This is a genomic window from Flagellimonas flava (genome assembly GCF_900129665.1).
Classification (GTDB): domain Bacteria; phylum Bacteroidota; class Bacteroidia; order Flavobacteriales; family Flavobacteriaceae; genus Flagellimonas; species Flagellimonas flava.
The window spans coordinates 1-24,208 of sequence record NZ_FQWL01000008.1 but is presented as its reverse complement, the minus strand read 5'-3'; the positions used below and the strand labels follow the sequence as shown (position 1 = coordinate 24,208).

The 24,208-nt window shown below is 41.4% G+C and carries 26 protein-coding genes; 10 read left to right on the top strand and 16 right to left on the bottom strand.

Annotation, left to right across the window (positions count from 1 at the left end; genetic code table 11):
- Window positions 1-64: 64 nt before the first annotated feature.
- The 4 genes from BUC10_RS16110 to BUC10_RS16095 form a co-directional block, all read right to left on the bottom strand.
- Entirely contained in the window at window positions 65-604 is a 540-nt protein-coding gene (locus BUC10_RS16110) for a pyridoxamine 5'-phosphate oxidase family protein (RefSeq protein ID WP_073181567.1), read from the bottom strand.
- Complete coding sequence (locus BUC10_RS16105; protein ID WP_073181565.1) at window positions 605-1,612, bottom strand: 3-oxoacyl-ACP synthase III family protein; 1,008 nt, start codon at window positions 1,610-1,612, stop codon at window positions 605-607.
- Window positions 1,613-1,711: 99 nt separating this feature from the next.
- Entirely contained in the window at window positions 1,712-3,022 is a 1,311-nt protein-coding gene (locus BUC10_RS16100) for an ABC1 kinase family protein (RefSeq protein WP_073181563.1), read from the bottom strand.
- Window positions 3,023-3,028: 6 nt separating this feature from the next.
- Window positions 3,029-3,685 carry a TetR family transcriptional regulator C-terminal domain-containing protein gene (locus tag BUC10_RS16095; RefSeq protein WP_073181560.1) on the bottom strand — a complete coding sequence of 219 codons (657 nt, stop codon included), beginning with the start codon at window positions 3,683-3,685 and terminating at the stop codon, window positions 3,029-3,031.
- A gap of 332 nt (window positions 3,686-4,017) precedes the next feature.
- Here BUC10_RS16095 and htpG point away from each other — a divergent pair, with 332 nt between their 5' ends.
- Window positions 4,018-5,904: a molecular chaperone HtpG gene (htpG, locus tag BUC10_RS16090; protein ID WP_073181558.1), complete on the top strand. Its 1,887-nt coding sequence runs from the start codon at window positions 4,018-4,020 to the stop codon at window positions 5,902-5,904.
- 74 nt (window positions 5,905-5,978) lie between these two features.
- Here htpG and BUC10_RS16085 read toward each other — a convergent pair whose 3' ends face one another.
- Both BUC10_RS16085 and BUC10_RS16080 read right to left on the bottom strand, forming a co-directional pair.
- On the bottom strand, window positions 5,979-6,383 hold the full coding sequence (locus tag BUC10_RS16085; RefSeq protein ID WP_073181555.1) for a hypothetical protein: 405 nt from the start codon (window positions 6,381-6,383) through the stop codon (window positions 5,979-5,981).
- Window positions 6,370-6,954 carry an RNA polymerase sigma factor gene (locus BUC10_RS16080; protein WP_073181553.1) on the bottom strand — a complete coding sequence of 195 codons (585 nt, stop codon included), beginning with the start codon at window positions 6,952-6,954 and terminating at the stop codon, window positions 6,370-6,372. Before BUC10_RS16080 ends, BUC10_RS16085 begins: the two co-directional genes overlap by 14 nt.
- A gap of 132 nt (window positions 6,955-7,086) precedes the next feature.
- On the opposite strand from BUC10_RS16080, the gene BUC10_RS16075 reads away from it, so the two are divergent.
- Together BUC10_RS16075 and BUC10_RS16070 are read left to right on the top strand one after the other, a co-directional pair.
- Window positions 7,087-7,440, top strand: coding sequence for a DUF6249 domain-containing protein (locus BUC10_RS16075; RefSeq protein WP_073181551.1), 354 nt, complete (start codon window positions 7,087-7,089; stop codon window positions 7,438-7,440).
- A 66-nt stretch (window positions 7,441-7,506) separates the two neighbouring features.
- On the top strand, window positions 7,507-8,142 hold the full coding sequence (locus tag BUC10_RS16070; RefSeq protein ID WP_073181549.1) for an MOSC domain-containing protein: 636 nt from the start codon (window positions 7,507-7,509) through the stop codon (window positions 8,140-8,142).
- 204 nt (window positions 8,143-8,346) lie between these two features.
- Here BUC10_RS16070 and BUC10_RS17895 read toward each other — a convergent pair whose 3' ends face one another.
- Window positions 8,347-8,508: a hypothetical protein gene (locus tag BUC10_RS17895; RefSeq protein ID WP_165614922.1), complete on the bottom strand. Its 162-nt coding sequence runs from the start codon at window positions 8,506-8,508 to the stop codon at window positions 8,347-8,349.
- Window positions 8,509-8,537: 29 nt separating this feature from the next.
- Between BUC10_RS17895 and BUC10_RS16065 the strand changes: the two genes are divergently transcribed.
- Window positions 8,538-9,695, top strand: coding sequence for an Omp28-related outer membrane protein (locus BUC10_RS16065; protein ID WP_073181546.1), 1,158 nt, complete (start codon window positions 8,538-8,540; stop codon window positions 9,693-9,695).
- Window positions 9,696-10,259: 564 nt separating this feature from the next.
- Here BUC10_RS16065 and BUC10_RS16060 read toward each other — a convergent pair.
- Window positions 10,260-10,610: a hypothetical protein gene (locus BUC10_RS16060; RefSeq protein ID WP_073181544.1), complete on the bottom strand. Its 351-nt coding sequence runs from the start codon at window positions 10,608-10,610 to the stop codon at window positions 10,260-10,262.
- 202 nt (window positions 10,611-10,812) lie between these two features.
- Here BUC10_RS16060 and BUC10_RS16055 point away from each other — a divergent pair, with 202 nt between their 5' ends.
- Together BUC10_RS16055 and BUC10_RS16050 are read left to right on the top strand one after the other, a co-directional pair.
- Window positions 10,813-11,688: an AraC family transcriptional regulator gene (locus tag BUC10_RS16055; protein ID WP_073181543.1), complete on the top strand. Its 876-nt coding sequence runs from the start codon at window positions 10,813-10,815 to the stop codon at window positions 11,686-11,688.
- 1 nt (window position 11,689) lies between these two features.
- Complete coding sequence (locus BUC10_RS16050) at window positions 11,690-12,286, top strand: alpha-ketoglutarate-dependent dioxygenase AlkB family protein (protein WP_073181541.1); 597 nt, start codon at window positions 11,690-11,692, stop codon at window positions 12,284-12,286.
- 3 nt (window positions 12,287-12,289) lie between these two features.
- Here the strand turns inward: BUC10_RS16050 and BUC10_RS16045 are convergent, their stop codons facing one another.
- Window positions 12,290-13,060 carry a S1/P1 nuclease gene (locus BUC10_RS16045; protein WP_073181538.1) on the bottom strand — a complete coding sequence of 257 codons (771 nt, stop codon included), beginning with the start codon at window positions 13,058-13,060 and terminating at the stop codon, window positions 12,290-12,292.
- Between the two features lie 155 nt (window positions 13,061-13,215).
- Here BUC10_RS16045 and BUC10_RS16040 point away from each other — a divergent pair, with 155 nt between their 5' ends.
- From BUC10_RS16040 to BUC10_RS16025, 4 genes are read left to right on the top strand one after another with little or no spacing between them, the layout of a single operon-like run.
- Complete coding sequence (locus tag BUC10_RS16040) at window positions 13,216-15,414, top strand: DUF5916 domain-containing protein (RefSeq protein WP_073181536.1); 2,199 nt, start codon at window positions 13,216-13,218, stop codon at window positions 15,412-15,414.
- Window positions 15,415-16,212 carry a Cof-type HAD-IIB family hydrolase gene (locus tag BUC10_RS16035; RefSeq protein ID WP_073181534.1) on the top strand — a complete coding sequence of 266 codons (798 nt, stop codon included), beginning with the start codon at window positions 15,415-15,417 and terminating at the stop codon, window positions 16,210-16,212.
- A 34-nt stretch (window positions 16,213-16,246) separates the two neighbouring features.
- Window positions 16,247-17,509, top strand: coding sequence for a DUF819 family protein (locus BUC10_RS16030; RefSeq protein ID WP_073181531.1), 1,263 nt, complete (start codon window positions 16,247-16,249; stop codon window positions 17,507-17,509).
- Window positions 17,510-17,553: 44 nt separating this feature from the next.
- Window positions 17,554-18,246 (top strand): DUF4369 domain-containing protein, encoded by a 693-nt coding sequence (locus BUC10_RS16025; RefSeq protein ID WP_073181529.1) that lies wholly within the window; start codon window positions 17,554-17,556, stop codon window positions 18,244-18,246.
- Between the two features lie 3 nt (window positions 18,247-18,249).
- Here the strand turns inward: BUC10_RS16025 and BUC10_RS16020 are convergent, their stop codons facing one another.
- From BUC10_RS16020 to BUC10_RS17890, 7 genes are all read right to left on the bottom strand, one after another.
- Entirely contained in the window at window positions 18,250-18,522 is a 273-nt protein-coding gene (locus tag BUC10_RS16020) for a hypothetical protein (protein ID WP_073181527.1), read from the bottom strand.
- A gap of 24 nt (window positions 18,523-18,546) precedes the next feature.
- Window positions 18,547-19,515 (bottom strand): type I phosphomannose isomerase catalytic subunit, encoded by a 969-nt coding sequence (locus BUC10_RS16015; RefSeq protein ID WP_073181526.1) that lies wholly within the window; start codon window positions 19,513-19,515, stop codon window positions 18,547-18,549.
- 3 nt (window positions 19,516-19,518) lie between these two features.
- Window positions 19,519-19,926, bottom strand: a complete 408-nt coding sequence (locus BUC10_RS16010; RefSeq protein ID WP_073181524.1) for a 6-pyruvoyl trahydropterin synthase family protein — start codon at window positions 19,924-19,926, stop codon at window positions 19,519-19,521.
- Window positions 19,907-20,449, bottom strand: coding sequence for an isopentenyl-diphosphate Delta-isomerase (gene idi / locus BUC10_RS16005; RefSeq protein WP_073181521.1), 543 nt, complete (start codon window positions 20,447-20,449; stop codon window positions 19,907-19,909). Before idi ends, BUC10_RS16010 begins: the two co-directional genes overlap by 20 nt.
- A 71-nt stretch (window positions 20,450-20,520) precedes the next feature.
- Complete coding sequence (locus tag BUC10_RS16000) at window positions 20,521-21,480, bottom strand: PorP/SprF family type IX secretion system membrane protein (protein ID WP_073181520.1); 960 nt, start codon at window positions 21,478-21,480, stop codon at window positions 20,521-20,523.
- Window positions 21,481-23,502: an Ig-like domain-containing protein gene (locus tag BUC10_RS15995; protein WP_084732688.1), complete on the bottom strand. Its 2,022-nt coding sequence runs from the start codon at window positions 23,500-23,502 to the stop codon at window positions 21,481-21,483. It abuts the gene before it with no gap.
- Between the two features lie 22 nt (window positions 23,503-23,524).
- On the bottom strand, window positions 23,525-24,208 hold a 684-nt coding region (locus BUC10_RS17890; RefSeq protein ID WP_073181518.1), incomplete at its 5' end, for a RodZ family helix-turn-helix domain-containing protein.

Below are 24,208 nucleotides of genomic sequence, written 5' to 3'. Positions count from 1 at the left end.
TGGTTAGTCTTTCAAGGTCTATCATTAAAAAGCCCCAATTTCGTATGAAGTTGGGGCTTATTTTTTATTCAGTTTTGTGGTCAAACCCATCAATACTGGTCTGATTTTTTTTCTTCCAGTATTTTTTGAGGCCCTCGTCACCCTGTTGGGCCGCCCAGTCCACTAAGCCCTGTCTTTGTGCCGAATAGTCCATCAAGGGAACTCCCATACCGCAAGAAGTTTGTACCCTGTCAATTTTGACATCGATAAGCTGTCTTCCCCCGGGAATCTCCGGAAAAAGTGAAATCAATTTCCTGTAGGAATCATCACCGGCCCCATGGACCTGGGCCGTGCCATATAATCTAAGAATGATAGGGTCTCCTTCAAAAGCACAGAACATCAAGGTGATTCGATTTTTATGGCTTAAGTGGATGGCCGTCTCGTTGCCGCTCCCAGTCAAGTTGAGCCAAAGCACTCGGTTCGGGTCCATGACCCGGAGCGAATCCAATCCTTTCGGCGAAAGGTTTATGGAACCTTCTTCCCTGGCAGTAGCCACGAAAAACAGTTTTTGATTTTGAATAAATTCAATTAAATATGGTGTAAGTTCCGGTAACAGTCTCCCCATCTACCATCTTATTATAACACTCCCCCAGGTGAACCCGCTACCAAAAGCGGCCAGCACCACCAAATCACCCTCTTTGACCTTACCTTGTTCCCAAGCTTCTGTCAATGCTATGGGAATTGAGGCAGCGGTGGTGTTTCCGTAATTCATGATATTGTTAAAAACTTGGTCATCTGAAAGTCCAAACTTCTTTTGGACAAACTGCGAAATGCGAAGATTGGCCTGATGGGGTATCAACATATCTATATCCTGAGGCCCTAAATTATTCGTCTGTAGGCCCTCCATAATGACCTCGCTGAAGCGGACCACCGCGTTTTTAAACACGAACTGTCCGTTCATATATGGAAAATAGGAAATGTCTTCTGGATCTTTTTCTTCTATAATATCGGTAACCCATCTTTTGCCCATTCCCGGAGCAATTAGCGACAGTTCTTCGGCATGTTGCCCTTCAGAATGTAGATGTGAGGACAAAACTCCTTTTGAGGAATCTTCTTCCCTGGTTAAGATCGCTGCTCCCGCTCCATCGCCAAAAATAACGGAAACTCCCCTACCCCTAGTGGTCATATCCAAGCCATGCGAATGTAATTCGGAACCGATGACCAGCACATTTTTATACATGCCACTCTTGATATATTGATCAGCAACGGAAACCCCATACACAAAGCCAGAACATTGATTTCTCACATCCAGGGCTCCAACCGTTTTTATGCCCAAATCACGCTGGACCAATACTCCAGGACCAGGAAAATAATAGTCTGGGCTTAGGGTAGCAAAAACAATAAAATCGATATCATCCTTATCAATTCCGGCTCGTTCTATGGCTTGTTTGGCCGCCTTCACCCCCATTGATGTGGTGGTATCAGTGCCTTTTTCAACATGTCTTCGTTCCTTGATTCCGGTGCGTTCCTGAATCCATTCATCACTGGTATCCATTACCTTGGACAAATCATCATTCGTCACCACGTTTTCCGGGACGTAGTATCCCAAGCCAGATATTCTTGAGTTGTACATAGTTAGTAAGTTTGAAACTTCTCTTTTTTTAAAAAAACGGAAGCTATTTCAAGGAAAAGTATAAAATATATTCAACGTAGTACGAATATCGCTTGAAAATTAGCCCATGTACCTTCTAAACTGATTGACCTGCACCTTTGCCCTAAGATCATGCAACAGGTTAAAAAGCCCAAAAAACGTGCGGTTCATGTAAAGAAAATGTTTGGACCCCCTATTACCGTTCATCTTGCGTATTTGTTCATCCTTGGAATAGCGCTCGCTCAGATCAGCAATCCGTTCCCAAAAATCACCAGAACCAAAATCAAATTCTTCTTTATGAAAAGGTGATGTGAAGAGGCTCAACATCTCCTTGAACAAGGCCTTAAAAAACTCCAATTCCTTTTGCGAATCTGTTGGGGTAAGGATTTCCAGTTCATAGAGTTTTTCCATGAAAACAGCATCGTTGTTGATGTTTTCCTCTTGGGCAAGCTCAAAATAAGGTTTGTAAAACTCATCCGGAATCTGCTTGATGCAACCAAAATCGATAGCAATAAGCGAATCCTTCTGGCTTACCAAAAAGTTGCCCGGATGCGGATCGGCATGAACTTTTCGCAACTTGTGGATTTGGAACATATAAAAGTCCCATAGGGCCTGGCCAAGTTTATGACCTAGTTCAGTGTCAAAACTATTTTGTGTGAACTCGCTCAAGTGCTGTCCCTTCATCCAGTCCATCGTTAGGATGCGCTCACTGGACAGGTTTGGGTAGTACTTCGGAAATTCCATGTTCGGAATAATGGAACACGCCTCGGTAATCTCCTTGCTTTGCTCCAATTCCAGAATATAATTGGTCTCTTCTATAAGTTTATGCTCTACCTCTTTAAAGTATTTTTCGGAGTCTTTTCCCTTCAGGTTGAACATCTTGATAGCTATGGGTTTTACCAAAGCCAAGTCACTGCTTATACTCTCGGCAACACCGGGGTATTGAATTTTGACAGCCAATGGTTTCCCATTTTTCTCAGCCCTGTGGACCTGTCCGATGCTGGCCGCATTGACCGAATCCCGTTCAAAATGATCAAAAACTTCTTCAGGGTACCGGTCCAAATACTTTTTAAAGGTTTTTCGGACCAATGGCGCCGAAAGCGGAGGTACGGAAAACTGGGAAAGTGAAAATTTTTCAACATAGGCCCGTGGCAAAAGATTCTTCTCCATACTGAGCATCTGTGCCACCTTTAGCGCACTTCCTTTGAGGCTTTTCAATCCATCGTAGATATCTTCAGCATTATCTTGGTCCAATTCTTCCTTTGCATTATCCGAATTGACCAATTTCTTGCCATAATATTTCACATAGTTCCCTCCAATTTTTACACCTGTCTTTACGAGTTTACTAGCGCGTTCAATTTTTCCGGTAGGGATGCTATCCAATGTCTTCATAGGCCTTTAGGCAAAACTTTCTTTGTAGAGGAATTTTCCAAAGTCGATAACTTTTTCCAAAGGTGTGGTCTCAAGGACCTGAAAAATAGTCGTGACCGATTTTTCAATGGCAATATCGGTTTTCTCAAAACCGGGAGAGGAATCGTTCATCCAAAACTTGAGTAAGAAAAGAAACTGTACCCATGCACCTTCCGAAAATAGTTGGGGGCTATACTTTAGAACTTTTAAATTTTTGGTCTCGTTTCGAGATGCTATAAGACCTGCCGCAAATTCTTTAATATTTTTTCGAAGACCTTTGAGCTGGCCTAATTTCTCCATGGCGTTTTCATGTCCTTGGAGCATAAAAAGAACGTAACTTCTATTTAAAGAAAGTGATTCAAAAAAGGTAAAGAAAAAGGTAAGCATCTTTTCTTCATTGGTCATGCTCTCATAGCCTTTGTTCTTCTGCATCACCGATAGGGTGTTATCGAAAAATTTATGCCAAATGGTCTCCTGTAGACCTTGGAACGAACCAAAAAAGCCATAAAAATCTTCTTCCGTAATCTTATGGTCTTTGCAGAACTTGAATACCGACTTGGGTATCGCCTCATGCTCCAGGACCGATTCCATGTACCATCCAATAATTTTCTCCTCGGTAAGCTTAGAATTTGATGTATTTGCCATTTTGCCAATTGTTTAAACAAAAATACGTCTTAAAGAACAGAGATTTAGTTAAGCTATCTTAATTTTTAAAGAAAACGCACTTCCGGGCGAAAGTGCGTCTCCAACAACCTAACCAATAAACAAACTTGTTATAGCATGAAATCTTTTCATAGCAATTTCTTCCATAACGATACAAATATATAAATTTTGTTTATTCTTTTAAAATAAAAGCTAAACAAAAATGTGTTAAATGTTTACTTCCGAATGTTAAAGGTTGCTCACGGTGTCAGTTTGTCATATTTGAGACTATGGTATTTTTTTTGATCTATTAAGCATGAAAAAAAACTAAAACGATGGCTACAGGCAAAATCAATGTTTCAGTAGAAAACATATTTCCCCTTATTAAAAAGTTTCTTTACAGTGACCACGAAATCTTTTTGAGGGAACTTATTTCCAATGCAACCGACGCAACCTTAAAGTTAAAGCACCTTACCTCCATTGGCGAAGCCAAGGTTGAATACGGCAATCCCCGGATTGAGGTCAAAGTGGATAAGGACAAAAAGCAAATCCATATTCTGGACCAAGGGATTGGCATGACAGAGGATGAGGTAAAGAAATATATCAATGAAGTAGCTTTTTCAGGAGCTGAGGAGTTCTTGGACAAATATAAAGATGCAGGCAAAGATTCCGGAATTATCGGTCATTTTGGTCTTGGGTTCTACTCGGCCTTTATGGTAGCGGATAAAGTTGAGATCATCACCAAAAGTTTTAAGGATGAGCCAGCAGTGCACTGGACATGTGATGGATCTCCGGAGTTTACGCTCACCAAAGCTAAAAAGGAAGACCGTGGTACGGAAATCATCCTGCATGTGGCTGAAGATTCCACAGAGTTTTTGGAAGACACCAAAATCAGGGAGTTGTTGACCAAATACAACAAGTTTATGCCCATTCCCATTAAGTTTGGGATGAAAACAGAAACCCTTCCCAAACCAGAAGGCGCCAAAGAAGAGGATCCTGCCCCAACGCAAGAGGTAGATGACATCATCAACAACCCAACCCCGGCTTGGACAAAAAAACCATCAGACTTAAACGAAGAGGATTACAAAGGTTTTTATCGGGAACTATACCCCATGCAGTTTGAAGAACCCTTGTTCAACATACACCTAAACGTTGACTATCCTTTTAATTTAACTGGTATCCTATACTTCCCAAAGTTGACAAACGACCTCAACATTCAAAAGGATAGGATTCAATTGTATCAAAATCAGGTTTTTGTGACGGACAATGTGGAGGGAATTGTTCCGGAATTTTTGACCATGCTTCGCGGAGTGATCGATTCGCCCGACATTCCACTGAACGTTTCCAGGTCCTATTTACAAGCCGATGGTGCCGTCAAAAAGATTTCCACCTATATCACCAAAAAAGTTGCGGATAAACTCAACTCGCTCTTTAAAAACAACAGGGAAGATTTTGAGCAAAAGTGGAACGATATCAAGGTGGTCATCGAATACGGAATGCTTTCAGAGGAAAAATTCTTTGAAAAAGCGGACAAATTCGCCCTATACCCTACTGTAGATGGCAAGTACTTCACTTATGAGGAGTTAGAAACCAAAATCAAGGACAACCAAACGGACAAGGATGATAAATTGGTAGTGCTATATGCCTCGGACAAAGAAGCCCAACACAGTTATATTCAAGCGGCTAAGGCCAAGGGCTACGAAGTGCTATTATTGGATTCCCCAATTGTATCGCACCTAATGCAAAAGCTGGAAACCTCCAAAGAAAAACTCTCCTTTGCCCGGGTTGATGCCGATCATGTGGACAACCTCATCAAAAAAGAGGATACTGCCATTTCCAAGTTATCCGATGAGGAAAAAGAAAAGCTAAAAGGTGAAATAGAAGGTATTGTCCAGGAGAAAGGTTTTACTATACAAATGGAAGCCATGGACAGCAGTGCTTCCCCTTTTATCATTACCGAGCCTGAATTTATGCGCCGCATGAAAGAAATGCAGCAGACCGGTGGCGGTGGTATGTTCGGAATGGGCAATATGCCCGAAATGTACAATTTGATCGTGAACACCAATCACGAGCTGGTTGGGGAGATTCTCAACACCAAAACATCCAAGAAAAGGGAACGTTTGATCAATCAGTCGTTAGATTTGGCCCGATTGTCCAAAGGGTTGCTAAAGGGCGAGGAGTTGACCAATTTCATTGCCAGAAGTTACGAGATGATCAAGTAAACCCCATAAGTAAATATAAAAAGAGCGCAAAAAGGCTTTTCGGTCACTTTTTGCGCTCTTTTTTGTTCCCTTTTTCAGCTGACCAAACGATTTGTAAAATAGCGCTTCAGCAACAGGGACTGAAAGCAGATCATGGCACCGATGGCCACAATACTATAGCTTAAGGTCTTCGAAAACTGGAATTGGGACAGGAATTGCGATGCCCATTTTCCAGAATCAGTAAGATACGTGACCAAAAGGGAACCGTCTTCACCCATATTACCATTCCACGCCCCTACATACCAAAGAGACAGGCACAATCCTGCCAAGACAAAAGCAATTGTCTTTTTTGAAATCAAACTCTTGTATTTGATTTTGGAATCGACAACACTTTCTACCTCTTTCAGTACGTTGGAGGTAAAATCCACAGAAGGTGTATCCAAAGGAACCTCTTCCATAAGCTGATCAATAAGTTTTTCCAAATTTTTATCCTTGTCCATAACTTCCAATAGTTTCTGGTTCCAATTGTTCTTTAATAATAACGCCCAATCGGGTTCGGGCCCTATGCAATTTAACTTTGGCCGTATTGGCGCTCATTTCCAATACCTCTGCCATTTCGTTCAAGTTCTTGTCCTCAAAATAAAAAAGTGTCAACAAGGCGGCATCTGTGGGCAAGAGTTGGTCAATACATTTCTTGATCAACTCCAATCGCTCCTTTTGTATCATACCCGTTAGGGCATTCTGTATTTCCGCCACCTCAAAAGCATTAATTTCTTCCATAGGACGGTTCTGCATTTCCTTTTTGTACTTCTTTAAACGATCCAAACAGGTATTATAGGCTATTCTATAGATCCAAGAAGAGAGTTTCGCGTCCCCTTTAAAGTGTTTTATCGATTTAAATACTTTAACAAAGGTGTCCTGGGCCACCTCCTCTGCTTCCTCCCTGGTTTTAAGGGTTCTCATAGCAAGGGTAAACACCATATGCTTATAGGTCTCCACCAGTTTTGAGAACTCATGGGAATCTCCATTTACTATGGCCGCAATATTGGGTTGGTCTACCGTTTGCTTCATGTGTTTGGTTAGACGATACGGAAAAGGCCGAGGTTACACTAAAATTAAAAAAATAAACTTGGGTGTAACCTCCTTGATAAAGTTGTCGTCCTATGGGCAAAGAGTTTATTAATCAGTTAAAAAGCGAAAATCATGTTACCAGCAGTTTTAATCCCCATTAGTTTCTTCCTGACGGTGTTTGCCATCCTCTATCTTTATTTTTCAACGCGGAACAGGGAACGACTTGCCCTAATTGAAAAAGGAGTGGATGCCAATATCTTTTTTAAGGCGAAGGATGAAAAGGACATTCCCGCATGGAAAATTGTACTGATCAACTTTGCCGTGCTTCTTATGAGTGTGGGGGTTGCCATATTTTTGGGCTCCGCACTGGAAAATTGGATGGGGCTGGATGAGGAGATCGCCTATCCCGGAACTATCTTTTTTATGTCTGGAGTGGGACTCATGATAGGCTTTATGCTAACCAAAAGATTGGAAAAAAAAGACTGAAACAAAATACCACATCTTTCTGTTAAAGGCCATCGCTAATCCCGATGGTTTTTTTAATTTCAAGACATGAAAGTTATCTCCACCAATCTGGGTAGACCCACCCCTATTTTCTGGAACGGGCAAGAAACCACAACAGGAATTTTTAAGTACCCCGTGGACCAAGCCATAACTTTGGAAACCGAAAGTGTGGCCAATGACACTATAAGCGATAGAAGGGTTCATGGTGGGGTTCATAAAGCCTGTTATTTATTCGCCGCGGAGCAATATCCCTATTGGAAAGCAAAATATCCCAATTTGGACTGGGATTGGGGCATGTTTGGAGAAAATCTTACTGTTGAGGGATTGGACGAGTCCAAACTTGTGATTGGCGATGTGTATCGTTTGGGTGGTGCATTGGTGCGAATTTCCCAGCCTAGGGAGCCCTGTTTTAAGTTGGGCATTCGGTTTGATGATCAAAATATCCTTAAAGAATTTATTGATCATGGCCATCCGGGCACCTATGTGCAGGTTTTGGAAGTAGGCGAGGTAAAAGTCGGTGATACTCTTGAACTTGTTGAACCCTCTACTAACAAATTAACCACACAAGAGTTCTACAAATTACTTTTTACCCGGAAAAAGGATCCCAAGTTATTGCAATTGGCCTTGGAAAATGATGCCTTACCAGAGCGCAAAAGGGACAAATTAAAACGGTTTTTGAAATAAGCTCAAACTGCATTAGGTGGTTTGGTGTTAGGCAAAAAACTCTATAATCTGACTTCTGATGTTTAGCCTCTGGTCCCTCAAACACAAGTTCAAACTCAAGTTTCAAGTTCAACATTTTGTGGTCAGGTAATGGAAAACCATACACTGTCTGAGGTAACCAAAAATATAACTTACTAGGCACAAGCTCAAATGTCAAGTTCAAGTTCAAGGTCTTGGCTCTTGAATCTTGAATCCAATGAATTGTTCATTGTTCACTACCAACTGAAAATTGTCAACGGTCAATTCAAAACGGGCATCCATCAATTCAAAAGGGGTATCTGTCCATTGGTTTCCAATTACAGATAAAAGCAGGGTTACATTCCCCAAAATATTTTAGTAACAAATCTTGCTTTATTATGAAAACCATTAAAATCAAAAAAATTGTGATTTACACTTTGTTATGCCTTCCAGTCATATTACAAAGCTGTAGCAAGGACGACTCGCCCAAGGAACCGGATCAAACTACAGAGGTACTGGGTTGTACTGACCCTGATGCCACCAACTATAATGAAAATGCAACTAAAAATGATGACTCCTGCTCATACCCCCCAGTTGCTGGGTGTATGGATCCCCTTTCCGTAAACTACAATGCGGATGCAGTGGAAGACGATGGTTCCTGCTTGTACAATTGCACCGATTCCAGAGCAGATAACTTTAACGAAGATGCTGTCATGGATGATGGTAGTTGTACTTATAGTGGTTCCATTACAAAACAATTTACAGAGAATCCTGGAGAGTATACAAGAAAAATACTATTGGAAACTTTCGTTGGTACCTGGACCGGCTGGAGTGTAGATGTTCCCATTCGCATTGAGGTCATGAACAACAATTACGATGATAAAATCATTGTTTCCAACATCTATCAGGGCAGTCCAGGATTGGAAAATGAATTATTTTATGAATATATGGATGATTCTTTTGATGTCAAAGGTTTTCCAGCTGGCTTGGTCAACCGTAGGGCATCAATTACCAGTCAAGATTATGCAATGTCACGTTCGGAATGGGAAGACAATGTAGTTGAGCAATTGGACGAAGTAATTAACACAGGTCTTGCTTTAAGCGCATTAATCAATGAGAATGACGAATTGGAAATCTTTGTTGAGGTTGGTTTCAGCGCAAACGAAGAGGGCGTCGCTCTTCATGTACAGTTATTGGAAAATGGGATGATTGTGCCCCAATACAATTACTATAGTTATGAATATGGTGATGATTTTGAAGGACATCCATTTTATAATGAAAAAAATCTAATAAACGATTATGAACATAACAATGTAATCCGAGAGGCTTTGACTCCTTTTGAAGGACAACAGATACCGAATGATGTGATTGCCGAGCAAGGGAGGTTTCAACGTATGTTTAAGGTCAGTGATCTTAGTAACTACAATAAGGACAATCTGAAGATTATTGCTTTTGTCGCTAAAAATGGAGAGCCCGTAAACCAAAAATATGCGCTGAATGCACAACAATTGTCGATTAATGGAGATGGCACCCTAGCTGTTCAAGATTACGATTAGGACTATCTAGTTTCGCATAAGTAGTTGTCTTTTGCCCTGCCTAACTGCCCTTGGTTGGGTGGGGTTTTCCTATATAAGTTCAAATTCAAGTTTCAAGATCAAGTTCAATTTTTGATCAAACTGCATTAGGTGGTTTGGTGTTAGGCAAAAAACTCTATAATCTGACTTCTGATGCTTAGCCTCTGGTCCCTCAAACACAGGTTCAAACTCAAGTTTCAAGTTCAAGGTCTTGGCTCTTGAATCTTGAATCCAATAAATTGTTCATTGTTCACTACCAACTGAAAACCATCAACCGTCAATTGAAAACGGGCATCCGTCAATTCAAAAGGGGTATCTGTCCATTTGGCCGCAAAAGTTGTAAGCGCCTTACCTACATTTGGACCTTAGTGCAACAGAACCATTGCAATCCCATATTACGATTAAGTGATGTAATTAGTTAGTGTTCTTTTTTGTCCTACCGGGTGCAATGGCCTAAATCTTTCCCGGTAGGGCTTTTTCAAAAACTTCCACAAAAAAAAGAGGCCCCAACAGGGCCTCCAGCAAACTGAAATTAACTAAACAAACTTATTTTACCGCAATGGTCTCTCTATAAGTACCACTTTCATCAACGACAACAACGGTATATTCATCTTCAAAGGCCTTTTCAAAGTTGAACGCCTTTTCAACTACCATTTCTCCCTTGATAGCCTCGCTATATACCACTCTGTTTTGGCTGTCGTACACTTTAACAACTACTTTATCCTGAGAAAGGTTCAAAAGGTTCAAAAACAACTTGTCGCCCTTCTTAACAAATACTGGATCAAGTTCAACACTGATCAAATTCTTCTCTACCTCGCTCTTTGCAGGTCCGTTAGCAAATCCCATTGTACCCAAAAGGAATGCTGCTACTGTAACATAATTTAAAACTGATTTCATAACGTCGTTTTTTTAAGATTACAAGGCAAAACTACCACCCTTGTCCAGCTCACAACACCACCCTGTTTTCCAATTTATATGCAATATTACCCTCCTATTCATGTTAAAATTACCTTAAAGGTAAAATAGCATATATTTTTGGTAATTTTGCATAGATACTCTAGGTAAAGCACCATAACTTTACATAAGCAAATTGAAAGAAATGGCAACAACACAAAAGCCTGCTTTTGAGGCAATTGCCCCAAATTTTGGAGGCTCATTCACCTACCAAAAGTTCAATGAGAACCATAAAAACAAGAACAATGGGTGGCATTACCACCCGGAGTTGGAGTTGGTCTATATAAATGGAGGTTCTGGGAAGAGGCAAATAGGAAGTCATGTATCCTATTTCAGGAACGGCGACCTCATCCTTATTGGTTCCAATCTGCCCCATTGTGGGTTCACGGATAAGCTCACCGGTAACAAGAGCGAGACCATTGTACAGATGAAGGCCGACTTCTTGGGAAGTGATTTTTTCAGCATACCTGAGATGAAAAACATCCAAAAACTGTTTGAGGTAGCCAAGGGGGGCATCGCTTTTTCCGGAAAGACCAAGGTCAAGGTTGGGGAGAAAATGGAAATTTTGGAGTATCAAACCGATTTCCAGCGTTTGCTATCCATTCTTAATATTTTAAACCAGCTCGCTACCTCCGAAGAAATCAAGGTTCTTAACGGAGAAGGCTTCTCCATGGAAACCGAGGTCAAGGATAATGATCGGATAAATATTGTCTTCAATCATGTAAAGGCGAATTTTAAGGAGGATATCAGCTTGGATCAAATTGCGGACCTTGTTAGCATGACGGTGCCTTCTTTTTGTAGGTATTTCAAGAAAATCACCAATAAAACCTTTACCCAATTCGTAAACGAATACAGATTGGTACATGCATCAAAGCTTTTGGCCGAGCAACCTCTGAGCATAACCCAAGTCTGCTATGACAGTGGTTTCAACAACTTTTCGCATTTCAACAAATCATTCAAGGCATTTACGGGCCAAAATCCCTCAGAATATAGAAACCAGTTGAAAGCAATACTAAAATAAGGTGGCTTTGTTTCAGGAAAAATTAGTGTTAGATCTTCCCCAGGGAAATGTCATCTATTATCCCTTATTTTTTTCCATGGAAGAGGCTGACCAGTATTTTCAAGTTCTAAAGGAAAAAGTACCCTGGCAGTTAGATCAAATCAAGGTTTTTGGTAAAACCTATGATCAACCGAGATTGACTTCACTCTTTGCCAACAACGGAAAAAGTTATTCCTATTCCGGAATTACCATGACACCCAACACATTTTCCCCAGAGCTATTGCAAATCAAAAGAAAAGTGGAGGAAATGGCAGGAACCGACTTTACCACCTGCCTATTGAATTTATACCGAGACGGCAAGGACAGCAATGGTTGGCATGCGGATGATGAAAAAGAGCTGGGCAAAAACCCTATCATTGCCTCTGTGAGTTTTGGAGCTTCCCGTTACTTTCATCTTAGGTATAAATCGGACAAGGCCAAAAAGCACAAGATATTATTGGAACATGGGAGCTTGTTGTTAATGCAAGGGGAAACTCAACACTTTTGGCAGCATCAAATTGCTAAAACCGCCAAAAAAGTTGGGGAGCGCATTAATCTGACCTTTAGGGTCATCCACTAAACCTTATTCAAACAGGTCGTTGAGCACCTTTGCCAGGCGTAAACCTCCTCGCTGCAGTTGCTGAAACAATATATCGTTATAATCGTATCCGTATCGGTATGCCAGTTTGTCGCCCACTTTGGCAGAATCATAAAGTTTAGCGCAGATTACGTGGGATTCATCAACCCAATCATAAATGGTTCCTTCTTGAATCTTTTTGCGTTCTTTTCGGGAGACCTGATCTAGCTCTGTTGCCAGTTCGGTATACGTCATACCATACGATTCAATCAAGTTTTTGTCCCAAACACGATGGAGATTAGATCCCTCTCCAAACCATTGTACCTGTATATCATTGCCCCCCTTATCCTCTGCCCTACTGGCATGCATGGGTTGATGAAGGTCTCCGATCAAATGAACCAACATTTTTAGATAAAATACCCGATCCTCTCGTTTGGAATTCTTGTCTTTTACAATGCGTACACATGTTTCTATTCCGGTAATTAAATCGCCATACTTGCTCTTTTCTGAATCTTCGTAACGCATCCCCAAAGGATAGTTCACAAAATGCCACGCAAAGTATTTGGAATAAGCGCGATCTGCTTTTATTTCATCGGCAAAAGTGGAGACATAAGCCAAACTATGACCATCCAGAAGCTCCTTAATGGCACGTTTTGCTTTACCGGTTAAATGATTTTGAGCAATGTGTCCAGTGACCCTATGGCCGGTTTTGCCCCAAATGGCATTACCTAAACAAAGTGCAGGTAAAAGTAAGAACAGGACGATGAGGTTTTTCATGATTGATGATTTTTCCAAATGTAAACACTACGGTTTAAAGGTTAAAAAATCGTTCAATTTATTTTATTCGTCAATTGAAATAGGTCATCCATATATTTTGGGATTTTTTTAACGGAGCTTCCCCGTAAATTTGGCAAGCTAACTCAAATTAACCTATGTTGAAACTTCGTTTTGTACTGGCGACAGCACTGTTCCCTTTAGTGTTGATGTCCCAAATCGACTTAAAAAGTTTTACCGTTAAGTATATTTCAGAGCCCATTTCCATTGATGGAGAACTCAATGAATCTGTTTGGCAGACCGCTGAGAGTGCTCATGATTTTCAGCAATACTTTCCGTCTGATTCCATTTTGGCCACTCAAAAAACGGACATTAAGATGTTGTTTGATGATACCACCCTATACATTGGTATTAGACAGGACACAAAAGGCAGGGATTACATTACACCCTCGCTGAGAAGAGATTATCGTGCAGGTGGGAACGACAACATCAGTCTTCTTTTTGACACCTTCAATGATGGCACCAATGCCTTTTTGTTCGGTATCACACCTCTGGGGGTTCGAAGGGAAGCTTTGATTTCTGGCGGCGGTGGCGACCTTGGTGGTTTTACCACATCTTGGGATGTAAAATGGAAAGGCGAATCTAAAATCCATGACGATTATTATATCTCAGAACTTGCCATTCCACTGACATCATTTAAGTTCCGTGAAGGTGAAACCAAATGGCGGTTCAACAGCTATAGATTTGATATGCAGGCCAATGAGCGTAGCACCTGGATAAAAATACCCCAGAACCAGCTGATTTTTGGTCTGGCTTTTATGGGGGATATGGTTTTTGAGAGGCCATTAGGTAAATCTAGAACACCTTTGGCAATCATCCCCTACATTAATGGTATTTCAGGGAAAGATTTTGAGACCGACGAAACCACCAACGATTTTAAGGTGGGCGGAGATGCCAAAATCGCCATCGGAAATGGGATGAATCTGGACATCACCTTAAATCCTGACTTTTCACAAGTAGAAGTGGACAACTTTATTACCAACCTTACCCGATTTGAGGTTTCTCTTCCCGAACGAAGACAGTTTTTTATCGATAATAGCGACCTATTTTCCAATTTTGGTGGCCGGCGGGATGCCAATCCTTTCTTCTCAAGAAGAATTGGAATTGCCACGGATACAGAAGACAACACCATAGAGAATAGAATTATTGGTGGGGTAAGACTGAGCGGAAAGCTCAATCAAAACCTTAGGCTAGGGTTTTTGAGTATTCAGACCGAAGAAGATGAGGCCAATGAAATTGCGTCTAACAACAATATGATGGTGGCACTTCAACAGAAAGTGTTTTCGCGATCCAATATTGGTATGTTTTTCATCAATAGACAAACCTTTGATTCTCCCGATTTTTTAGATGAGGATGAGGAGTACAATCGGGTCGTAGGTTTGGATTACAACCTTGCTACCGAAGACAATACTTGGGTAGGTAAGGCCTATGGACATAAATCATTTCAACCCGACGACACCGAAGGCAACTATTCCCTTGGAGCTTTTTTACAGTATAATTCTAGAAACTACGGCGCCTTTTTGGATGCAGTCTACGTGGATGAAGAATTCAATTCGGATTTAGGTTTTATCCCAAGAAAGGACATTTTTAAGCTTGCCGGGAATTTTAATCGCAACTTTTGGCCCAAGGACAGTAAAATTAATTCACACGGGTTTGGACTTTTTTCAATTTATACCTGGAGACCAACTTTAGATTACCAGAATACTGATTATAATATCAACTTTAACTGGGGAGCGGAGTTCAACAATCTATCCGAAATCAATGCAGAAATAGTGCATCGTTACATTTATTTGACCGATGAGTTTGAACCTACTGGCAAAGATGATGCGGTACCCTTGCCAGCCAATCAGGGATATTATTTTTACTCCACGGCGGTTGAGTATAGATCGGACAGGCGAAAAACCTTCTTCTTCGGGGCCATGCCTTCTTATGGAGGCTTTTTTAACGGCACGCGGTTTTCACTTCAGGCGGATGTAAACCTAAGGATTCAGCCCAAGGTCAACCTATCTTTAGATCTTAATTACGATCACCTGGACTTACCGTCCCCGCATGCCACAGCCGATATTTGGCTGGTTGCTCCCAGAATAGATATCACATTTAGCAAATCCATTTTCTGGTCCACCTTGGTCCAATATAGCAACCAAAGGGATAATTTAGGTTTTAATTCTAGACTACAATGGAGGTTCGCGCCTCTTTCAGACCTCTTTTTGGTGTACAACGACAATTATTTTGTGAATACCTTTATGCCCAGAAATAGGTCCATTAATCTGAAGCTTACCTATTGGCTCAACATTTAGATGAATTTTAAAATTTTATGTTCCGACTTGGATGGCACCCTACTGTCTTCCAAGAACGATGTTTCGGATTTCACGGTCTCCGAAATGAATCGGATCAAGGATAGGATGAGGGTTATCCTAGTATCTGCCCGTATGCCCAAATCCATGGTCTATCTTCAAAAAAGGTTGGGAATTGAAAACAATCCGATAATCTGTTATAACGGGGCTCTGGTCATTGAAAATGGCAACGAAATAAGCAATACCATGCTTTCCCCTTCATTGGTTGAAAATCTTTACGAAAGATGCCACCACTATGATATCAAGATGGGACTGTACCGAGGGGATGAATGGTGTGTGGAAGAAACTTCGGAAAGGGTGGAGAAGGAAATTTTCAACACAAAGGCTACTCCCGTATTTGAATCAACAACGGTGACCCTGAATAGATGGAAAACCCAAAACATGGGAGCTCATAAAATTATGCTGATGGGGAACAAGGCAAGTATGGATAAAATTACTCCACTCCTGGACGCACAATTCCAAAAGGATATGCATTGCTACCGCTCCAACGACACCTTAATTGAGATTGCGCCAAAATCAGTTTCCAAGCTATCGGCCATTCAATCCCTACTCCGACAGGGAGAGACTTTGGGGGATGTAATCGCCTTTGGCGATAACTACAACGACATTGACATGCTTAAAAACGTGGGCTATGGCGTGGCGGTGGCCAATGCAAGACCAGAAGTCAAGAATATCGTTCAAAAAGTTACCTTAGATAACAAGTCAAGCGGAGTAGCGCAATTTATAAAGGACCATCTTTGATTTTCCTATATTTGGAAATAGCTAGTACTTTTTTATGAACCAACTACCTTTTACCGAAGATACCATCATCTTTGGGCTTCTCTGTCTCTGCTTAGGTTTTGTTTTTTATACCTCTTCGATTAAGACCGGATTCTGGAAAAAATTCTATGGATTTGTTCCAACTGTCCTGATGTGCTACCTCCTTCCAGCCATATTGGCCAGTAGTGGGGTTATAGATGAAAAATCCTCCAACACCTATTATGTGGCCAGTAGATATTTACTGCCGGCCGCTCTGATTTTAATGACCTTGAGTATTGACCTTAAGGCCATAGCCAATTTGGGTTCCAAGGCGCTCATCATGTTTCTCACTGGAACCGCAGGTATTATTTTGGGAGGACCTTTGGCGATTTTGATAGTATCTATTTTTTCACCCGAAACCGTAGGTGGAAATGGTTTTGATGCCGTATGGAGAGGCCTGGCCACCATAGCCGGAAGTTGGATAGGCGGTGGTGCCAATCAAGCGGCAATGTTGGAAGTATTCCAATTCAACCAGGAAAAATACGGTGGTATGGTTTTAATCGATATTGTAATGGCCAATCTATGGATGGCCATATTGCTTTTGGGCATCGGCAAAACCAAAAAAATTGATGCTTGGCTCAAGGCGGATACCTCATCTATTGAGGAACTTAAGGAAAAGGTATCGACCTACACGGCAAAAATAGCACGGGTTACCTCGCTACACGATCTTATGATGATGCTTCTCTATGCGTTTGCCGGTGTTGGTATCGCCCATTTTCTAGGGCACCATTTTGCTGAGTTCTTGGAAGCCAATTTTGAGGTTATCCGAAACAAAGAAAAGATCCTGTCTTCCCTAGGCTCAAAGTTTTTATGGATGGTGGTGTTTGCAACCTCTATTGGTATTGCACTTTCATTTACCAAGGCCAAAAAATACGAAGGAGCGGGAGCAAGTAAAGTTGGCGGTATGTTCATTTACATTCTCGTAGCCACAATAGGAATGAAAATGGATTTGGGCAGGGTCATGGAAAACCCTGGCCTTATTGCTATAGGTTTTGTCTGGATATGCATTCATGCGGGACTTTTAATTCTGGTAGCCAAGTTGATCAAGGCTCCTTACTTCTTTTTGGCGGTCGGAAGTCAAGCCAATGTTGGTGGTGCGGCTTCAGCACCTGTGGTTGCAGCCGAATTTCACCCTTCCCTAACCTCGGTCGGAATTTTATTGGCCGTTTTTGGTTATGTTGTAGGTACTGCCGGAGCTTATTTATGTGCTTTGCTTATGGAAGTGGCCTCCAAAGTTTAATTATTGCATAAGTTTATGCATATTTGCCTCGCAAAATTGTAAACATGAAGCGGATTTTAGCGGTATTGGTAATAGGATTAATTGTGGTTTCCTGTGATACAAAGACAGAACAAACGATGACTGTGTCTGGGAACATCAAGGGACTTAAAAAAGGGACTTTGTTTTTGCAGAACTTTAAAGATTCCACCCTAGTGAGTTTGGATTCGCTAGAGATTTCCGGGGATGGTTCTTTTGAATTTTCGCAAGAACTGGAACACCCAGAGATTTTTTATCTCTATCTGGATAAAAAGGACAACAACAATATCAATGACCGAATCACCTTTTTTGGAGAACCGGGGGAGATAACTATTCGGACTTCATGGAATACTTTCGATATTGAGCCAGAAATCTATGGTTCTAAGAGCCAGGAAAAGTTGGAAGAATTCAATAATATGATGTCCAAATTCAGTATTCGCGAACTGGAACTGCTTCAACTGACCACCCAACCAGAATTTCAAGGAGATTCGCTTAAACTGGATTCGATTCAAAGGTTGGTCAACCACAATACGGTGGGAAGTTATAGGTACGCTTTGAACTTTGGTCTTACCAACAGTTCCTCATACGTAACCCCATATGCTATGTTGAATGTTTCTGACAGGGCCAATCCAAAATATCTGGATTCCATTTACAAAGCACTAGCTCCGGAAGTGGCGGAGTCAAAATATGGAAAAGCCTTAAAGAACTATTTAAGTAAATAGTGTCTAGCTGGCAAGCTTGTTAAGCTCCTCGACCAACTCGGTAGCTTTTTCCTCTAATTCGGTTCGAATTTCCTTGAAGTGTGTTTTGCTGTTGTCCACGTCTTTTTTGTGGATTTTGGACATGAGGTCATCGAAAACTGAAATGGCCTTATCAATAATAACGGTTCCCTCCTCTGATTCTTTCTTATCAGAACCGGCCTCCCATAGGTAAACGGCCTCAATAATATCGCCCAAGACAAAGTTTACATCTTTCTTTAAGTCGCGAATACTTGCCATAATGGTGTTTTTTCAAATGTACTATTAAATGGTAACTTCTAAAAGTTTTGCTCCTTTCGTATTGATGGTAATGGTTTTGCTACTTGCTGCAACCAAGGCAGTTTCTCCCTTCTGGAGATAAGCCGTCCCCCAATCATTGCCAATCTCAGCGCTCCCTCCCACGCACATGAAAATGGTAAAGGAATCGCGATCTGAAACGTCTTGGGTCAAGGTTTGGGTCAAATCAAGAAAATCAGTCTTAAAATAGGGGCTAACCACCATTTGGTTTATTCGATCCTGCTCATTTTCATAATTGACTTTGAAATCATCTTTACGGCTGTAATCCATGGCATCCAGGGCCAGTTCAGTATGAAGTTCTCTTAGATTACCTTCCTTGTCCCTACGGTTAAAATCAAAAACTCTATAAGTTACATCGGAGGTTTGTTGGATTTCGGCCAAAAGCACCCCTGCTCCAATAGCATGGATTTTTCCTGTATTGATGAAGAAAGTGTCCCCTTCCGTCACCTCTTCATAGTTCATTAAGTCTTCCAGAGTTCCCTCTTCCAAACTTTTGACGTATTCCGATTTTTCAACATCCCGTTTAAAACCTACGATAAGTTTGGCGCCCGGATCGGCATCCATCACGTACCACATTTCAGTTTTCCCAAAGGAATTATGTCTCTTTTTTGCCAATTCGTCATTGGGGTGCAACTGAATGGACAAATCCTGCTTTGCATCGATAAACTTGATTAGAATAGGGAAATCAGTACCAAAACGTTCCACTACACTATTACCAAGCAAGGTTTCCCTTTGTTGTTGGATTAAATCGTTCAGCGAGGTTCCTTCAAATTGTCCATTTGCGATTATGGAGATATCGCCAGAAACTCCCGATAGTTCCCAGCTCTCGCCGGTTATATCGCTAGCAATGTGTTTGTTCAATACGTCTTTTAGCTTAGTGCCGCCCCAAAGTCGTTCTTTAAGAATTGGGCGGAATTTTAAAGGGTATAAGGCCATTAGTTATCCAGAGTATGTTACAAAATTACGAGGTGTCTCGTAAAGAACCACTTCCAACTCTTTGTTTTTTTCAATATGCGGTCGAAGTTTGTTCCAGATGACCACGGCAATATTCTCTGCAGTGGGATTCAAATCTTTGAACTCTGGAACATCCATATTCAAGTTTTTGTGATCCAACGCTTCCTCAACATGTTCCTTGATAAGATCCTTTAAGACCTTTAAGTCCATCACAAAGCCTGTTTCCTGATCAATTTCACCATTCACACTGACAATAAGCTCATAGTTGTGCCCGTGGAACCTGGGATTGTTGCACTTCCCAAAAACTGCGTCGTTCTTGGAATCGCTCCAATCAGGTCTGTACAGCCTATGGGCGGCATTGAAACTTGCCTTTCTACTTACTTTTACTTTCATGGGCATTGTCAATGAGATAATCGTAGAATCGCTCGAATATTATTTTAAACCAAACTGTGTAGTTCTGGGGATTCTCGGCAATATCTTTCTTAATATCCGCGGGAAGCATCCATTTCCAATGCGCTACTTCCAAGGGGTTGATATTGGGTTCACCATCGTAGTTACCCATCATCACATGGTCCAACTCGTGCTCCGTTAGGCCATTATCAAAAGGAGCTTTATAAATGAAGGAGAACAGTTCCTTTAAATCGGTTCTAAATCCCATCTCCTCCATCAAACGACGTTTCCCGGCCTCAATGTTACTCTCCCCATCCCTTTGATGACTACAACAAGTGTTGGTCCACAAAAGCGGAGAATGATACTTCTCCTTGGCGCGTTGCTGTAGCATGGTTTCGCCTTTGTCGTTCATTATAAAAACCGAGAAAGCCCGGTGAAGAACGGCTTTTTCATGCGCCTCCATTTTGGGCATTAGACCTATGGGCTCATCATTGATGTTGACCAATATCACATTTTCTTCTTTCATAGCGTAAAAATATGACGTTTGTCAGGATTTATGCGATAAGAGGCTCCAAAAAAAATGCTAAGAAAGCGGTCTTAAAAGAAACGAGGTGATTTTAGGTTGCCCAGGTTTTTAACGAAATCGTATCGAAAGATTACTTCGAACGATCCATCATTGAAGGTTGCAGCACCCAAATCCGTTGTTTCACGGTCATAGGCAAGCCCCAAAAAGATTTCATCCGAAAGTCGGAAACCAAAAAGGCCACTAAAAGCTGCATCCCATCTGTAGGCAACGCCGCCGATAAATTTTTCGTTCAGCATAAAATTGGCAGACAAATCCACTTGCAAGGGTGCTCCTTGGACCATTTTGCCCAAAAGCGTTGGTTTGAATTTTAGGAAAGGGTTGATATCCCATACGTAGCCCGTAATCAAATACCAATTAATCTGTTCTTTAGCAGTGGAAATTGATGACTGATCAAAATGTGTTGTTTCTAACAATCTGGGTGCGGATAGTCCAGTATAAAATCGTTCTGTGTGATAGTACACACCTGCTCCAATGTTGGGTGAAAACTTGTTTCGAATATCTTGTTGGGCTTGTAATTGGGGGTCAATCTCAAACTCATCCAACTCACTGTATCGGATATCGAGCATATGGGCACTGGCCTTTAGGCCAAAACTCAATTTTCCTTCAAATGAGGTCTGGATAGTATAGGAAAAATCTACGTCAAAATACGTTTCGGAAGTTGGGCCAATCTTGTCATTAACCACTGATATGCCAAGTCCCACTCCTCTATATCCCATTGGGGTGTGCAAGTTCAAGGTCTGTGTTTCAGGCGCCCCATCAAGTCCCAACCATTGGTTTCGATAAAGGGCAGCAATGCTTAAATGGCCTCTAGACCCAGCATAACCCGGGTTCACACTTACGGTGTTGTACATGTATTGTGTATACTGGGCGTCCTGTTGTCCGTACGTGACCAAACTTAACCCTACCATAAAGAATGAAAGTAACCACTTTATCTTTTTTCGAATATCCTTTTCCACAGTACTTATCTTCATTTATCTGTTTATGTATAGGTAACCTGACAACTGTTTTGTTCTGCCTGTTGGATCTTCATAATCTATGACATAGAAGTACGTTCCCACGGGGAGCTGGTTGTCCTTGTTAACGGTTACCCGTCCTTCGGAAGTGCCATCAAAGACATTTCCGTTTGTGTTGTATGCCTTGGTTGCGTATACCTGCACACCCCACCTGTTGTAAATTTTTACTGTGTTGTTTGGATAATCTTCTAAATTATTTATAGTGAATACATCGTGTATTCCATCCCCGTTTGGAGTAATAACGTTAATAACATCAATTTCATCTACCTGAGTAGGTCCTAAATCAGAATCCAAATAGTTTGGAATACCGTCCGCATCCGAATCATCGTTGGCGTAATTTCCATCACCGTCCAAATCCTCATCAATGGTTTCAATGCCATCATCATCATCATCAGAATCCCTATAGTCCAATTCTCCATCCGAATCCGTATCGGGTAGACTTGCCACCGGATCATTGATTTCATCATTAACATCGATATCGATAACCGTGGTTCCTTCATAGCCATCATCCAAACCATCATTGTCCTTATCGGACCCAATAAAGATTACATCGGCGACGCCATCATGGTCTTGGTCATTTCCTTCAATGCTATCAGGCACATTGTCATCGTCGCTATCCTCATCCACATAATCTGGAATACCATCCCCTTCTGAATCAACTGGAATAAGTCCCACATTGCCCCCATTTTCATAGGCATCATCCAATCCGTTGTCATTGACATCGGTCAAACTTGGTGGAATATAACCAAGGGTAGATTGTGCCTCTACATTATCCGGAATTCCGTCATTATCGCTATCTATATCCAAATAATCTGGAATACCATCAACATCTGAATCTGTTGGATTGGTACTTGGGTCATCATCACTATCAGTATTCAAATCCTCAAAAGCATCAACAATACCATCATTATCCGCATCCAAATCAACGGAAGGAACGTTCACCATTATGGTAATCGTTGCCGTACTGCAGTTACCGATACCATCGCAAATGGTATAATCCAAGGAATCCGTACCAAGGTAGCCTGCATTAGGGGTGTATGTAATAAAATCGTCCGATGGATCGGTTGGAGTTCCGTTGTCGTTCAGTACCGTATTTCCATTGGATGGAGTGGTAATGGTTAAGGTTCCTGAATTTGGCAGGTCGTTATCATTAGTCAACATTAGGATGTCCACAGCTACATCTTGATCTGTATTCACGGAATCATCAATGGCATCAACAATAGGGATTACATCAACAGTTACTGTTGCCGTGCTGCAAGCACCGAAAAGATTACAAACCGTATAGTCAAATGAATCAGTTCCATTATAGTCCGGATCTGGCATGTATGTCACAATATCGTCGGTGGGGTCATTTGCCGTTCCATTGGTATTAATGGAAACGCTTCCATTTGCTGGATTCGTCGTGGTTAGAATGCCATCTGTAGGTAAATCCGTATCGTTGGCAAAAATGTCAACAATAACTGAGGTATCCTCATCAACAGATACTAAATCATCAACAAGATTGCCTGCTTGACTCATACAAACCACTGTGAATCGTGGTAGTTCACTTGAGTTTCCCGCTTTTGTAATTGTGGCAACATAACGCTCAACCGTTTGTGTGCTGGTCACGGTTGGTTGTGTTTGATCACCGGGTAGGGCTGGATTCCAGCTTACCGTTGAGCCTGTGGGAATGCTTGCCGAAATATCCAAGGTCACTTGATTATCGGGGGCTGCACAATCTGTTAGAATAAAATAACCCGTTGCATTGGATCCACATAAAGTTCCATCGTAGGTAGCAAAATAAACTCCAGGTTGAGTAGCTTCATAAAAGAAGTCCGTGGACAATACTGTTCCCAGATCCGAAGCTTCAAACCATTGAAAATTGGCTTCATCACCACTGTTGGGTGCTTGAAGCAAAAACTGGGCATGCCCGGATTGAAATCCAAAAAAGAGGATTACTAATCCGATAAATAAAGACTTATGTAGGTTGAACAATTTCAAAATTTTCTCTAGTCTTTATTTTTTATTTTACAACAAATACTACGTTGATCAATGAATTATATCCAGTAGGGACTGCATCTACGGTAAATGTCATAATACCTGCATCTGATACGGACACTCCCGAAAAAACAGAGGTATCGTAAAAGGTGATATAGTAATGTAATTCACCGGCTGCATATGTTGGAATAGAATTCGGAGCTGATGGACTCTTTACAGCTGGACTTCCATATTGAGCTACATATTGCGCATGCAAGTCAATTGGAGTTCCAGGTCCAGTAGATGAAGCGGGAACCGCAATGGAAGGGGGATAAAATATCCTCGCTGCTTTTGAGGTTATTGGTGCTATTGCTTGAATGGCTGCCTCAACTGTTGTTTCATTCGTAGGAGATGCTTCACCAGCTTCATCCATATCCACTGGGGTCACTAAATTCACCTCTCCTGCATTTTGATCATCCTCATCATCCACCCAGGAGTATACACCGCTTCCGTCAGTAGAAAGAATCTGTCCATTTGTTCCACCGGTTGGAAGTTCAATTTCGTTGGTATCATCGTTGACGTAAGCACTTAGGTCAACTGTTGTTCCATCATTGGTCAAGCTAAGTATATTACCTGTTAAGCTTAAATCTTGATTGTCAGTATTATCAAGATACCCACTAAGATCTATGGGGGTGGCCGTCGGGTCACCGCTCAAACTTAGGTCGTTGCC